We start from the raw sequence: 14,536 nt of genomic DNA, 5'->3' as shown, positions 1-14,536 counted from the left end.
GCCGGTGCCGGGACGGGAGCATCGGGACCATGAACAGCACCCTGTCCTCCTCGTCCGCCGCACTGCCGGGTACGTCGTCCGGCTCCGCCGCCGGCGTGCCGCCGCTCGCCCGGGTCACGATGGCGCTGACGGGGGCGGTCCTGGCCGGGGTCGCGACGAGTTTCGGACAGGCGGTGCCCGGACTCGGCACGGTGTCGAACTCGGCCGGCCCGTGGTTCGTCGTCGCGGCGCTGCTGGTGCTCGCGGCGGGGGTCGGCCGCGGCGCTGGTGCCGGTGCTCCGGCTCGGGGTCGTGGCGGATGGCTGTCGGTGGCGCTGGCGATGGCGCTCGGGGTCGTGCTGCTCGAGCTCATGCACATCGGGTACTGGGCGGCCACGAACCTGCGCGGCTACGTCGACACGTTGTCGATCACGAACTTCTGGGTCGTGATGGCGGTGCCGGCCGGGCTCCTGGCGGGCGCGGTCGCCGTCGCGGCACGGTCCGCCGACGGCCGCTGGCGCGGGGCTGCGGCCGGGGCCACCGCTGCCGTCCTCATCGGCGAGGGGGTCCGCGGGTTGCTGCAGGTGGCGGCGACCACCGGCTCGGCGACGTGGATCGTGCAGATCGTGGTCGGGATCGCCGTGGTCGTCGTGGGGATGGCGCTGGCCCGGACGCCGGTCGGCCGGGTGGTCGCCCTCGGGTCCGGGATCATCGGGTCGGTCGCCGTCGCCGCGGTGTACGTGGGCGTCGGCTGGGCCTGATCCCGTCCGCCGTGCCGGGCGCACTGCTCCGGCACTCCCTCCGCGAAACTGCACGTTCGTCCACAGAGTGCACTGCCGGGGCACGCGCTGACGCCACGGCTGCGAGGATCGAGACGTGCACCTCCTCTCCGTCTTCAGTCTCCGGAACCGCGCCCTCATCGCCCTCGTGACGATCGTGGTCGCCGTCTTCGGTGGCGTCGCCCTGTCGAGCCTGAAGCAGGAACTCATCCCGAGTGTCGAGTTCCCGCAGGTCGCGATCGTCAGTGCCTACCCCGGGGCCACGCCAGAGGTGGTGTCCAACGACGTCTCGACCAAGATCGAACAGGCCATCCAGGTCGTCCCGGACCTCGAGTCGACGAGCGCCACCTCGTCCACCGGGCAGAGCGTCGTCTCGGCCTCGTTCCAGTACGGCTCGAACCTGGCCAGCGCCGAGGACAAGATCCAGACCGCGGTGAACGCCCTGTCGTTGCCCGACTCCGTGCAGACGCAGATCGTCACCGGGTCCTTCGACGACCTGCCGGTGCTGCAGGTCGCGGTCTCGGCCTCCGGCAACCAGGAGCAGCTCGTCGACCGGCTGCAGGCCTCGGCGATCCCCGACCTCGAGAAGCTCGACGGCGTGCGGCAGGCCGACGTCTTCGGCAACCCGGGCCGTCGCGTCGTCATCACGCCGGACCAGGACGAGCTCGCAGCCCGCGGACTCAGCCAGACGGCGATCTCGGACGCGCTCGACGACAACGGCACGCTGGTCCCCGGCGGCACGTTGACCGAGGACGGTTCGACGCTGTCCGTGCAGACCGGTGAGCGGATCGCGTCGCTCGAGGACATCCGTGACCTGCCGCTGACGAGCTCGTCGTCGGGGTCTGGTTCCTCGGCCTCCGGCGGCACGACGTCCGGCTCTGCCGGCGCCACGTCCGGTGCTGCCACCGGTGCCGGCGCGGCTGCCACCGGTGCGACGGGCACTGGTGCGACTGGTGCTGGTGCGACTGGTGCTGGTGCGACCGGTACGGGTACCGGTGCGGACGCGACCGGCGGGACCACGACGACGGCTCCGACCGACGGCACGGCGACCGGTGGCGCGACCACCGCGGCGACACCCACGGACACGACGCTCGGCGACGTGGCGACCGTCGCCATCAAGGAGTCCCCGCGCACCTCGATCAGCCGTGTGGACGGCGAGCAGGCCCTGACGATCTCGATCACGAAGACGCAGGAGGCCAACACCGTCGACGTCTCGAAGACCGTGCGCGACGCGCTGCCCGGCATCGAGAAGAAGATCGAGGGCGACCCGCGCTTCACCGTCGTCTTCGACCAGGCGCCCTACATCCAGCAGTCGATCGACTCCCTCGCCGAAGAGGGCCTGCTCGGCCTCGGCTTCGCGGTCATCGTCATCCTGGTGTTCCTGCTCTCGTGGCGCTCGACCCTGGTCACCGCGATCTCGATCCCGACCTCGGTGCTCCTCGCCGCGATCGGCATGCGCGCTGCGGGGTACACGCTCAACATCATCACGCTGGCTGCCCTGACGATCGCGATCGGCCGCGTGGTCGACGACTCCATCGTCGTCATCGAGAACATCAAACGGCACATGGTGCCCGGCGTCGACCGCGGCCGTGCGGTGCTCGCTGCCGTGCGCGAGGTCGCCGGGGCGGTCACCGCCTCCACCCTGACCACCGTCGCGGTGTTCCTGCCGGTGGCGTTCGTCGCGGAACTCGTCGGGGAGCTCTTCCGGCCGTTCGCCGTGACGGTCACGCTGGCGCTCATCGCCTCGCTGCTCGTGTCGCTGACGATCGTGCCGGTGCTCGCGTACTGGTGGCTCCGGCCCGCCAAGGCCAAGCAGGGAACGGTCACCGCCACGGCCGCGTCGGAGGGCTCCGACCCGGCTGCTGCCGACCTCGACACCATCCGTCCGGGCTCCGAAGGGACGCTCGCCTCGGCGGGCGACCTGCACGACGCCGGCACCTCGGACCGCCTGCGCCGTGTGTACCTGCCGGTGCTCAGCTGGGCGGTCCGCAAGCCGGTCGTCGTCGTGCTGCTCGCCGTGGTCGTCCTCGGTGGCACGGTCGCCTCGCTGCCGTTCGTCACGACGAACTACCTCGGCGACTCCGGGCAGAACACGTTCACCGTGACGCAGGACCTCAAGGCCGGCTCGAGCCTCGCCGTCCAGTCCGACTCCGCGCGCAAGGTGGAGCGGGCGCTGCAGGACGTCGACGGCGTCGAGACCGTCCAGACCACCATCGGCACGAGCGGGCAGTCGCTCCAGGCGGCCTTCGGTGGTGGCGGCACGGCCTCGGTCCAGTACGCCGTCACGACCGACGCGGACGCCGACCAGACGACGATCCAGGCCGATGCGCGGAAGTCGCTCAAGGGGATCGACGACGTCGGTGAGATCACCATCGCGTCCTCGGGCGGCTTCGGCGGCAGCAGTGACATCGAAGTCGACGTCACCGCGCCGACCCAGTCGCAGCTCGAGACGGCGTCGCAGAAAGTCCTCAAGACCATGCAGTCGGTCGAGAACACGACGGCCGCGACGAGCAACCTGTCGGCAGCGGAACCGTTCCTGGCAGTCCGCGTCGATAGGGCGAAGGCCGCGTCCCTGGGGCTCACCGAGACCCAGGTCGGCGGGCTCGTCGCCGCAGCGGTCTCACCGCGCGACACCGGCAGCATCGAGATCGACGACGCGACGCTCGACGTCTACATCGCCGACGCCGAGCCGCCGACCACGATCGCCGCCCTCCGCGACCTCGCGGTCCCGACGAGCACCGGCACCGCCAAGCTGACGGACGTCGCGACGGTCGAGGAGTCCGACGGCCCGACCACCGTCACCACGACGAACGCGGCCCGGACGGCCACGATCACCGTGACGCCGGACGCGTCGAACCTCGGTGCCGCCGTGCAGTCGGTCACCACGGCCGTCGACGAGCTCGACTTGCCCCGCGGTGCGACCGCGTCGATCGGTGGTGTCGCCGCCAGCCAGTCGTCCGCGTTCTCGCAGCTCGGCCTGGCGCTCGTCGTCGCCGTGCTGATCGTCTACGTGATCATGGTCGCGACGTTCCGCAGCCTGCTGCAGCCGCTGATGCTCCTGGTGTCGGTGCCGTTCGCCTTCACCGGTGCACTGCTGCTGCAGATCATCTCCGGCGTGCCGCTCGGAGTCGCGTCGCTGATCGGTCTGCTGATGCTCATCGGCATCGTCGTGACGAACGCCATCGTGCTCATCGACCTCGTCAACCAGTACCGGCGACGAGGACTCCGGGTCCGTGACGCCCTGCTCGAGGGCGCGACCCGTCGTCTCCGGCCGATCCTCATGACGGCGACCGCGACGATCTTCGCGCTGCTGCCGATGGCGATCGGGCTGACGGGGAAGTCGGGCTTCATCTCGCAGCCGCTCGCCCTCGTCGTCATCGGCGGTCTGGTGTCGTCCACGCTGCTGACGCTCGTGGTGCTGCCCGCGCTGTACGCCCTGGTCGAGGGTGCGCGCGAGCGTCGGGCCGAGCGGAAGTCGGCGCCAGCGCAGGTCTGACCGTCTGGCGGTCGGGAGCTCAGCGCTCGCTGGGCTCCCGGTCGGCCGGGCGGAACCACGACACGAGCGCACAGGTCAGGGTGACGAGGAAGACGAGCGCCCCGAGCTGCGCGACGACGGACACCTGCCCGACCGCGGCCCCGTAGCCGCCGAACGACACCGCGACCAGGAACGACAGCCCGAGCAGCAGCTCCACGGAGGTCCGGACACCGGTCAGGGGCGCGGCGAACGGACGCGGGGCGCGGTGGACCGGCGTCTGGGCGGAGGGCGTGGAGGTCACCTCGGAAGTCTGGCGAGCCGTCCGGTCCGATGGCAGTCCCGCTCCGGGTGCCACCCGCCCGGGGGAGTCAGCGCAGGCCGGGGGAGTCAGCGCAGGCCGGGGGAGTCAGCGCAGGCCGGCGCGGAGGAAGTTCGTCACGCGCCGGCTCATCGCCTGGTCGAGCTGCGCGATCGAGTGCGCCGATCCCTGCACCGCCACGAACCGCACCGAGACACCGTGCGACCGCAGCGTCGACGCGAACCGCTGCGACTCCCACAGCGGGATGAACTCGTCCGTCGAGTGCCCGATGAAGAACGGCGCCGTCGCCTTCGTCACGTGGTACTCCGGCGAGGCCCGCTCGGCCGCCTGGCAGGCTCGGTAGGACGTACAGCCGAGGTAGAGCAGCTGCTTCCGTTGGAACGCCGCGGCGACCCCGTCCGGTCCGGTCGAGCGGGCCGTCAGGTCGGTCGGGCCGCTGAGGTCGACGACCGCCCGGATCCGGTAGCCCTCGGCGTACGCGCTGGACTCGTGGTCCTGCACGGCGAGCATCGCGGCGAGGTTCCCGCCGGCGCTGCCGCCGAACACCCCGACGCGTCCGGGGTCGACGTCGTACGTCCGCAGCGTGGTCTCGCGGAACACGAAGTCGAGTGCCCGACGGACGTCGTCGAGTCCGGCGGGGAAGGGGTCCGTCGGTGCCAGGCGGTAGTCCACGTTGAAGGTCACGAAGCCCTCGGAGGCCAGGTACTGGCACACCGAGCGGTACGCGGCGGTCGCCTTGTCACCGTGTGACCAGCTGCCGCCGTGGATCATCATCACCGCCGGACGTGTGCCGACGTCGACACGGTCCGGGGCCTCCGTCGGCGCAGCGGTCGGGGTCGCCGTCGGAGTGGCGGTGCTCTCCGGTGGGCTGTCGGCGGGCAGGCAGACGTCGAGTTGCTGGAGCGGGTCCTGCCCGTAGGGGACGTCCTGCACGACGTCGATGCCGTGGTACCGCAACGACAGGGGGTAGATGACCGGCCCCGCGGTCACCGTCGAGTTCCGGTCGCCCGTGCCGTCCGCACTGCAGGACGCGGCGGCGCCGACGACCGCGACCGCGGCGACGAGCGCGAGCAGGAGACGACGGCCGGACTTCATCGCGAGCCACGGTACAGGGGCCGGCCGGGGTGCCAGGATGGTGGTCACACCCGCAGGAGGATCCCGTGACCCGTCAGAAGTCCTGGAACGCCGATCCGGAACCGCTCCTCCGCGTCGGTCCCGGATTCCGACTCGACACCGTCGACCCCGACGGCACACCGGGCTTCCCCGGCCGCAAGATCGACGGGCTCGAGGCCTTGGCCGCCGGCGCCTCCCGGCTCGCGGCCCTGCAGGAGCGGCTCTGGGCAGCGGCAACGGCCGGCGACCAGCGGCGCGTGCTGCTCGTCCTGCAGGCGATGGACACCGCGGGCAAGGGCGGCATCGTCTCGCACGTCGTCGGCGCGGTGGACCCGAACGGTGTGCACTACGCGGGCTTCGGGGCCCCGACAGCCGAGGAGCGCGAGCGCGACTTCCTCTGGCGCATCGAACGACAGCTGCCGAACGCCGGACAGCTCGGGGTGTTCGACCGCTCCCACTACGAGGACGTCCTCATCCAGCGCGTCCGCGGGCTGGCGGAACCGGCCGAGATCGAGCGTCGGTACGGGGCGATCGTGGACTTCGAGTCCCGCCTGGCCGAGCAGGGCACCACGATCGTCAAGGTCATGCTGCACATCTCGAAGGACGAGCAGCGCGAGCGCCTCGGCGACCGCCTGGACCGGCCGGACAAGCACTGGAAGTTCAACCCGGGCGACATCGACGAGCGTCTGCGCTGGGACGACTACCAGCAGGCGTACCAGGTCGTCTTCGACCGGACGTCGAGCGAGCAGGCGCCCTGGTACGTCGTCCCGGCGAACCGCAAGTGGTACGCCCGTCTCGCCGTGCAGCAGCTCCTGCTCCGCGCCCTGGAGGACATGCACCTCTCGTGGCCCGCCGCCGACTTCGACGTCGCCGAGCAGCGACAGCGGCTCGCCGAGTCCTGACCGCTCGTCCGCTCGTCCGCTCGGTGGGCCGGCACCGGCCTGGAGGTCCGGGGCTGGCTTCCCGAGGCCGGTTCGCGTAGACTCCCTCGGTCGGCCTTCGACACCGTGGCTCGCGAGCCGCGGACGTGTTTGGGTGTTGTGTAGTTCGAGGGCTGGAATCACGTCGATCGACGACGGGATGAACCCCCTCTCCACGAACCGCCCCCGCCGATGTCGCTGCCGGGCCGCGTGGTACGTCTGCACCCCGGAAAGAACACATGGCCCCGTACGACAAGGGCGCGAACTCCCGCGCCGACCGTTCCGACCGCGCTCGTCACCCGAACGGCACCCCTGCCGCTCGCAGTGCCAAGCACCGCGGCTTCCGAGCCCCCGAGCCCACCGCGCCGCGCCAGAAGCAGCGCTGGGACGCCGAAGAGCGTCGCTCCCGTCCCTCGTCGGGCGAGCGCCCGAACTGGGAGCCGCGTGACAGCCGCGGCAGCCGTCCGGCGTGGGAACCCCGCGGTGCGGGCCGTCCCGCACGCGGCGACGACCGTGCCCCGCGTTCGTTCGACCGCAACGACCGTGCCCCTCGTCGTGACGACAACGACCGTGCGCCGCGTCGTTTCGACCGTGACGAGCGCGCGCCGCGTTCGTTCGACCGGAACGACCGTGCCCCTCGTCGTGACGACAACGACCGTGCGCCGCGTCGTTTCGACCGTGACGAGCGCGCACCCCGTTCGTTCGACCGCAACGACCGTGCCCCTCGTCGTGACGACAACGACCGTGCCCCGCGTCGCTTCGACCGTGACGAGCGTGCACCCCGTTCGTTCGACCGCAACGACCGTGCCCCTCGTCGTGACAGCGACGACCGTCCGCGTCGCTTCGACCGTGACGAGCGTGCACCCCGTTCGTTCGACCGCAACGACCGCGCCCCTCGTCGTGAGGACGACCGTGCGCCGCGCCGTTTCGACCGTGACGAGCGCGCCCCGCGCAGCTCCGACCGCTCGACCGAGCGCACCCCGTTCGTCCCCGCGGACGACGTCAAGCTCGAGAAGCTGCAGGCCGAGGCGACCATCGCCGCCGACGTCGACGGTGTGACCTTCGGCGATCTCGGCATCGGCGGGAACATCTCCCGTGCCCTGGCCGAGCTCGGCGCAGCGAGCCCGTTCCCGATCCAGGCGGCGACGATCCCCGACGTGCTCGCCGGCAAGGACGTCCTCGGCCGCGGTCGCACGGGCTCCGGCAAGACCATCGCGTTCGGCGCCCCGCTCGTCGAGAAGCTCATGGAGCACGGCGGCGGCATGAAGCGGAAGATGGGCCGCGCTCCGCGTGCGCTCATCCTCGCGCCGACCCGCGAACTCGCCCTGCAGATCGACCGCACCGTGCAGCCGATCGCCCGCTCGGTGGGCCTCTTCACGACGCAGATCTACGGCGGCGTCCCGTACGGCCGTCAGGAGGGTGCTCTCGAGCGTGGCGTCGACATCATCGTCGGCACGCCGGGTCGTGTGCAGGACCTCCTGAACAAGGGGAAGCTCGACCTCAGTGAGGTCGTCATCTCCGTCCTCGACGAGGCCGACCACATGTGCGACCTCGGGTTCCTCGAGCCGGTGCAGGAGATCCTCCGCGCCACGGCCGAGGTCACCCCGCAGGGCAACCGCGCCCAGAAGCTGCTGTTCAGCGCGACGCTCGACACCCAGGTCGCCGCGCTCGTCGAGCAGTTCCTGCACGAGCCGAGCGTCCACGAGGTCGCGGGTGAGGATCAGGCGTCCTCGACCATCGACCACCGCGTGCTCGTGGTCGAGCAGCGCGACAAGGACCGCGTCCTCGAGGAGCTCGTCGCCGGCGAGGGCAAGACCATCGTCTTCGCCCGCACCCGCGCCTACGCCGAGCGTCTCGCCGAGCAGTTCGAGGACGCCGGCATCCGCGCGACCTCGCTGCACGGTGACCTCAACCAGTCACGCCGCACGCGCAACCTGTCGCTGCTCACCAGCGGCCGGGTGAACGTGCTCGTCGCCACGGACGTCGCGGCGCGCGGTATCCACGTCGACGACATCTCGCTCGTCGTGCAGGCCGACGCGCCGGACGACTACAAGGCGTACATGCACCGCTCCGGTCGTACCGGTCGTGCCGGCAAGGAGGGCACGGTCGTCACCATCGTCCCGCGCAGCCGTCGCCGGAAGATCGAGGGCATCCTCGAGCACGCCGAGATCCAGGCCGACCTCGTCGAGAGCGGTCCCGGCGACCGCATCCTCGCGGAGCTCGCCGCGCGCTGAGCTCGTGAGACGCCGGCGTCTCTGCGAGACACCGCCGAACTCGTGAGACGCCGCCGGGAACGGCGGCGTCTCGACCACGACGCGGCGTCCGGAACGACCACTCGACGGACGGGAGGTGGGCCCCACCAGCCGGTTCCGACACGACGCGCCAGCGGCGTGGCGGCCGTGCCTGGAGGGACGGTACCAGCTGGTACCGTGCCTCCCGTCCGTCGTGTCAGCGGTTGAAGAACAGCACGCCGCGCGCGTAGCCCGCCTGTCCGGCGTGCTGGACGCAGTCGTCGAGGATGCTGACCAGGCGCACGCCGACGGTCACCGGCGGATCCCAGGCCTCGTCGACGACGGTCTCGAAGTCCTCGGGCGACAGGGTGTGCAGGTAGGCGACGGTGCGCTCGTGCACCGCGCCGAGGTACCCGGTCAGGAGCTCGGCCGACGCGCGGACACGGCCGACGTCGTCACGGGACATGCCGTACCCGAGCGCCTCGGCGGGGAACGGCAGGCCGAAGCGCTCGACCCAGCCGTCGGCCGTCCAGACCTGTTCGGTGCCGGCGAGAGCGGCGATCTGCGAGTCCTGACCGCGGGCGATGTGCCAGGCGAGCCAGGCGAGCGTGTTGGCACCGGCGGCCGGGCGGGAGGCGAGCTGGTCTTCCGACAGGCCGTCGACGGCACGTCCGACGGTCTCGGGTACGCGGGAGAACGCTTCGACGAGGAGTTCGGCGGGAGTGGTCATGAGTCCGACCGTACGCCGCACCTCGGTCAGAGGCTGGCGGCTCGGGAGTGGCGGGCGAGGGCTTCGCCGAGGAGCGTGAACTGGGTGGCGAGGCGGGCGCGGTCAGCGGGGGCGACGACCTCCCGGGCAGCCGCCGAGTAGACGCCACCGATCTGCTGCGCGACCGCGGCGCCGGACGGGGTGAGGCGGAGCAGCAGACTGCGGCGGTCGTCCGGGTTCGGCCCACGGCGGATGTGCCCGTGCCGCTCGAGCCGGTCGATCAGCGAGGTCATCGCGCCCGTGGACAGTTCCAGGTGCTCGCCGGCCTGCTTCGGGGTGACGCCCGTGCCGGTGGCGGCCAGGAAGAGCACGAAGCGGGTGTCGGTCGCGTTGAGTCCGCGCGCGGCGCTCTCGCGGGCGAGCACACGGGCGTGGTGCATCTGGAACGAGCGGAACGCGACCATGAGGTCGGCGAGGTCGTCCTCGGCGGCGGCGGGGACCGGCGGGGTGGGCTGCACGTCCGGGCTCACGGGCACCGGCAGGGCACCGGACAGCGGATCGGGCAGCGCGTCGGGCAGTACTTCAGGCACGATGGGGACGGGCGCTCGGGAGTCGCGCATGCGGGGGTGTCGCTCTTCTCGCCAGGGACCGCGGTGGACGGTCGACGGGCGACTCGGGACAGTCGCCGTGGTCATCATGCTGCGCCTTCGTGCCTGTGCGTTCCACCCCCAACAGGAGGGGGCGCCCGGCGATGTCCCCGGCGGCCGTTACCGTGGCTCGCATGCGGATCCTGCACACGGGCGACTGGCACCTCGGACGCACGCTGCTCGGGGCGGACCTGCTCGAGCACCAGGCGGCGTTCCTCGACCACCTCGTGCAGGTGGTCCGCGAGCGCGCGGTCGACCTGGTCGTGGTCGCCGGTGACGTCTACGACCGGGCCATCCCGCCGGTGGAGGCGGTCCGGATGCTCTCGCGTGTGCTCGAACGCCTGTCCGAGACGGCGACGGTCGTCGTGACGCCCGGCAACCACGACTCCGCCGTCCGACTCGGGTTCGGCGCCGGCGTGATGAGCGACCGCGTGCGGATCCTCGCCGAGCCGTCCCGACTGGCGGAACCGGTGCTGGTGGACGCCGCCGACGGGGGTGGCCCGGTCGCCGTGTACGGCCTGGCCTACCTGCAGCCCGACATGGTCCGCTACGCGCTCGCCCCGGTGCCGGACGAGCCACTCGCCCGCTCGCACCAGGCGGTCGTCGGGGCCGCGACGGACCTGGTCCGAGCCGACCTCGCCGGTCGCCCGGGCACGCGTTCGGTCGTCGTCGCGCATGCCTTCGTCGGTGGAGCCCTGGCCAGCGACAGCGAGCAGGACATCCGGGTCGGTGGGGTCGACCGGGTCGCCGAGTCCACCTTCGACGGCATCGACTACGTCGCCCTCGGACACCTGCACGGACCACAGCGGGTCGGTACGGGGGACCGCATCCGGTACGCGGGCTCGCCGCTGGCGTTCTCGTTCGGCGAGCGGAACCACACCAAGTCCGTGACCCTCGTCGAGCTGGCAGCGGACGGGTCCGTGACGGTGGACCTCCTGCCGACCCCGGTGCCCCGACGGCTCGTGGACGTCCGCGGCAGCATCGGGCAGATCGAGTCCGGGGCCTTCGCCGAACACGTCGACGCCTGGGTCCGGGTCGCTGTCACCGACACCGTGCACCCGGAGCGGTTGTACGCCCGCGTGAAGGACCGCTTCCCGCACGCGCTCGCGATCACGCACGAGCCCGCGGTCGCCCCGGAGCGCTCGGCTGCGCGGACGGTCAGTGCGACGAGCGACCCGGTGGAGGTCGCCGCCGACTTCGTCACCTACGCGACGGGTGGTGCGCCGGACGAGGTCGAGCTCGCGATCCTCCGCGACGCGTACGAGTCCGCGGCCGCCGCGCTCGCCGAGCAGGGGGCGCGCTGATGTACCTGCACCGCCTGGAACTCCGCGCTGTCGGTCCCTACCCGGACCTGGTGTCGATCGACTTCGCGTCCCTCGCCGCCTCGGGGGTGTTCCTGCTCGAGGGGCCGACGGGTTCCGGCAAGTCGACCATCATCGACGCCGTCGTCTACGCCCTCTACGGCGGGCTCGCCGGCAGCGACGCCAGCACCGACCGCCTGCACAGCCAGCACGCCGACCCCAGGGTGGAGCCCTTCGTCGACCTGGTCTTCGAGACGAGCGCCGGGGTGTACCGCGTCCGCCGCACCCCGCCGTACGACCGCCCGAAGCAGCGGGGGACCGGCACGATCCGGCAGCAGTCCTCGGCGCAACTCCTCCGGCTGGCCGACCCGTCCGACCTGGTCGGCGAGCCGATGTCGCACCGGGCGCCGGAGATCGGCGTCGAGATCGCCCGCGTGGTCGGGCTGAACCGGGACCAGTTCCTGCAGACCGTGGTCCTGCCGCAGGGGGAGTTCGCGCGGTTCCTCCGCGCCCCCGGCGAAGACCGCCGGAAACTCCTGCAGTCGCTGTTCGGCACCGCGATCTACGACCGGACCGCCGACGAGCTCGCCGCCCGGCGCCGCACGGCCGTCGCGGAGGTCGAGGCAGCCGACGCCCGGGTACGGGACGCCCTCGGGCGGTTCCGGCAAGCGTCCGGGGACGACGATGCCGACGAGTCCACCGCCACCGACGTGGTCGCCACGCTGCACCGGACGGCGACCGAGCTCGAGCAGGCGCGGACGCGTGCCCGGGCCGATGCCGAACACGCCGTCGCCCACCTGCACGACGTGACCACGCGGCTCGCCGCCGTCGACCGACGACGCGCACTGCTCGCCCGTCAGGAGGCCCTCGCCGCCGACGCCGCGGCGGTCGCCGGACACCGCACCGCCCTGGGCCTCGCCGACCACGCCGCGGTGGTCGTCGCCGTCGCGGACGGAGCCGCCGCAGCCGAGGACCGCCTGACCGCGCTGGTCGGGGAACGCTCCGCCGTGCGCGACCGGCACGAGGTCACCGATCCCACTCCGCGGGAAACGCATGACCGGCTCGCGGCGGTCCGGTCCGAGGTCCGGCACCCGGTCGACCTCGAGCAGTCCATCGACCAGCGGGTCTCCGCCGTGCGGACGGCCACCACCGACCTCGAGCGGACGCAGACCCGACTCGCCGAGGCCGCCACCGCGCTCGGGGTGCGCCCGGACGAGCGTGCCGAGATCGTCCTGGCCGCCGGACGGGCCGCGGGAGCCGTTGCCGACGCGCCCGCCGCCGCGCGTGCGGTGGAGACGGCGCAGGAGCTGGCCGTCCTGCTCGCCGCACACCGGGTCGCGTCCGGACGGACCTCAGACCTGGCCGCCGCGGTGACGGAGGCCGCCACGACGGCCGCTGCCGCCCTCGCCACCGAGAACGACCTGCGCGCCCGACGCATCGCCGGGCTCGCCGGCGAACTCGGTGCAGCGCTCGTCGCCGGGGACCCCTGCCCGGTGTGCGGTGCCATCGAGCACCCGGCCGTGGCCCGGCCGCAGGACGACCACCCGAGCGCCGAACAGATCGACGTCGCCGCCGCGGCACGCGCCGACGCCGAGCGGGGCCTCGCGGCTGCGACCGCCGACCACGCCGTCGCCCGGGCGGAACTCCTCCGGCTGACCGAGGCCGTCGGTGAGCACGACGACGACTCGGTCGCCCGGCAGCGCACCGACGCCGACGCGCGACTGGCCACCGCCCGTGCTGCGGCCGCCGCGGTCCAGGAGCACGAGCGACGGTTGCAGGCCCACGACCGCGCGACCCGCGCGCTCGAGGACGACCACACGGACCTGGTCACCCGGAGCCGACTGCTCGCCGACCGGATCGAGGGCGACCGGTCCCGCCTGGACGAGGACCGGGCCCGTGTCGACGAGGCCCGGCGCAGCGTCCGCCTCGTGCTCGAGCAGGCCGTCGCGGCGGGTGCGGGGACCGAGGCGCGGGCCGCGGCAGAGATCGACGCCCGCGACGGCTCCACCCTCGCCGAGGTCGACGCTCGGGTCGCCGCCGCTGCGACGGTCCTCCGCACGGTGGCCGACCTCGACGACCGCGTGACCGCCGCCGAGCGCGAGGTCGCCGACCGCAAGGCCGAGGTCGACGCCGCACTGCAGGCCCAGGGCTTCACCGACGTCACCGCTGCCCGCGCGGCCGCGCTCAGCCGGACCGACGCCGACCGGTTGCGCGGGATCGTCGCCGCGGCGGACCGCGAGCAGGCCGTGGTGGAGGCCGGGCTCGCCGAGCCCGCGGTGGTCGCTGCCGCCGCCGACTCGTCGACGGGGACGGGCCCGGGTACCGTGCTCGACCGGGACGCCGCGCAGGGCGCACGGGACGCCGCTGCCGTCGCCCTCGACGACGCCACCCGGGCCGCCGCGGCCGCAGCCGACCGAGCGAGCTCAGCCGACGAGTGCGCCACCGGCCTGGCCCGGGCCGTGCACGCGCGAGCGACCACGAGCGCCGAGAGCCGGGCCGTGGTCCGCCTCGCCGACATCGCCGCCGCCGCTGGCCACGTCAACCCGACCGGCATCACGCTCGGCACCTACGTGCTGATGCGCCGGTTCGAGGACGTCGTCGCCGCGGCCAACGACCGACTTCGGGCGATGCTCGCCGGTCGGTTCACCCTCGAGACCTCCGACGAGCGGGAGTCCGGCACCCGGGCTCGCCGGACCGGGCTGGCGCTGGCCGTCCGCGACCACCTGACCGACAGCACGCGGGACCCGCGGAGCCTGTCCGGCGGCGAGACCTTCACGTTCTCGCTCTGCCTGGCGCTCGGGCTCGCCGACGTCGTGCAGGCCGAGGCCGGCGGGGTGTCGCTCGGCACGCTGTTCGTCGACGAGGGCTTCGGCACCCTCGACCCGGAGACCCTCGATGACGTCATCGGGCAGCTGTCCCGCCTGACCGCCGGCGGACGCCAGGTCGGCATCGTCAGTCACGTCGAGGAGCTCAAGCAGCGGATCCCGGAGCGCATCGCGGTGCGTCGGACCCCCGAGGGTGGCTCACGCGTCACGACCACGGTCTGACCGGAGCACCCGCGGG

10 protein-coding genes are annotated in these 14,536 nt (G+C 72.8%); 6 read left to right on the top strand and 4 right to left on the bottom strand.

The window, feature by feature from the left end; genetic code table 11:
* Positions 1-29: 29 nt before the first annotated feature.
* Complete coding sequence (locus DEJ25_RS11505; protein WP_111044757.1) at positions 30-740, top strand: DUF6518 family protein; 711 nt, start codon at positions 30-32, stop codon at positions 738-740.
* A gap of 115 nt (positions 741-855) precedes the next feature.
* Positions 856-4,254 carry an efflux RND transporter permease subunit gene (locus DEJ25_RS11500; RefSeq protein WP_111044756.1) on the top strand — a complete coding sequence of 1,133 codons (3,399 nt, stop codon included), beginning with the start codon at positions 856-858 and terminating at the stop codon, positions 4,252-4,254.
* 19 nt (positions 4,255-4,273) lie between these two features.
* Here DEJ25_RS11500 and DEJ25_RS11495 read toward each other — a convergent pair whose 3' ends face one another.
* Entirely contained in the window at positions 4,274-4,534 is a 261-nt protein-coding gene (locus DEJ25_RS11495; RefSeq protein WP_111044755.1) for a hypothetical protein, read from the bottom strand.
* Between the two features lie 105 nt (positions 4,535-4,639).
* Positions 4,640-5,647 carry an alpha/beta hydrolase gene (locus DEJ25_RS11490; RefSeq protein ID WP_110904078.1) on the bottom strand — a complete coding sequence of 336 codons (1,008 nt, stop codon included), beginning with the start codon at positions 5,645-5,647 and terminating at the stop codon, positions 4,640-4,642.
* Between the two features lie 65 nt (positions 5,648-5,712).
* Between DEJ25_RS11490 and DEJ25_RS11485 the strand changes: the two genes are divergently transcribed.
* Both DEJ25_RS11485 and DEJ25_RS11480 read left to right on the top strand, forming a co-directional pair.
* A complete protein-coding gene (locus tag DEJ25_RS11485) occupies positions 5,713-6,567 on the top strand; it encodes a PPK2 family polyphosphate kinase (protein ID WP_111044754.1) in 855 nt (284 codons plus the stop codon).
* Positions 6,568-6,824: 257 nt separating this feature from the next.
* Positions 6,825-8,819, top strand: coding sequence for a DEAD/DEAH box helicase (locus tag DEJ25_RS11480; RefSeq protein ID WP_111044753.1), 1,995 nt, complete (start codon positions 6,825-6,827; stop codon positions 8,817-8,819).
* Between the two features lie 214 nt (positions 8,820-9,033).
* On the opposite strand, the gene DEJ25_RS11475 is transcribed toward DEJ25_RS11480, so the two are convergent.
* Both DEJ25_RS11475 and DEJ25_RS11470 read right to left on the bottom strand, forming a co-directional pair.
* Complete coding sequence (locus tag DEJ25_RS11475; RefSeq protein ID WP_111044752.1) at positions 9,034-9,546, bottom strand: DinB family protein; 513 nt, start codon at positions 9,544-9,546, stop codon at positions 9,034-9,036.
* 26 nt (positions 9,547-9,572) lie between these two features.
* Positions 9,573-10,115: a MarR family winged helix-turn-helix transcriptional regulator gene (locus DEJ25_RS11470; RefSeq protein ID WP_181427419.1), complete on the bottom strand. Its 543-nt coding sequence runs from the start codon at positions 10,113-10,115 to the stop codon at positions 9,573-9,575.
* A gap of 191 nt (positions 10,116-10,306) precedes the next feature.
* Here DEJ25_RS11470 and DEJ25_RS11465 point away from each other — a divergent pair, with 191 nt between their 5' ends.
* A complete protein-coding gene (locus DEJ25_RS11465; protein ID WP_111044750.1) occupies positions 10,307-11,476 on the top strand; it encodes an exonuclease SbcCD subunit D in 1,170 nt (389 codons plus the stop codon).
* Entirely contained in the window at positions 11,476-14,520 is a 3,045-nt protein-coding gene (locus tag DEJ25_RS11460; protein WP_111044749.1) for an AAA family ATPase, read from the top strand. The genes DEJ25_RS11465 and DEJ25_RS11460 overlap by 1 nt, the downstream gene beginning before the upstream one ends.
* Positions 14,521-14,536 lie beyond the last annotated feature (16 nt).

This window comes from Curtobacterium sp. MCPF17_011 (assembly GCF_003234145.1).
GTDB lineage: Bacteria > Actinomycetota > Actinomycetes > Actinomycetales > Microbacteriaceae > Curtobacterium.
The sequence above is the reverse complement of the archived record's forward strand: the minus strand, read 5'-3'. Positions and strand labels throughout refer to the sequence as shown.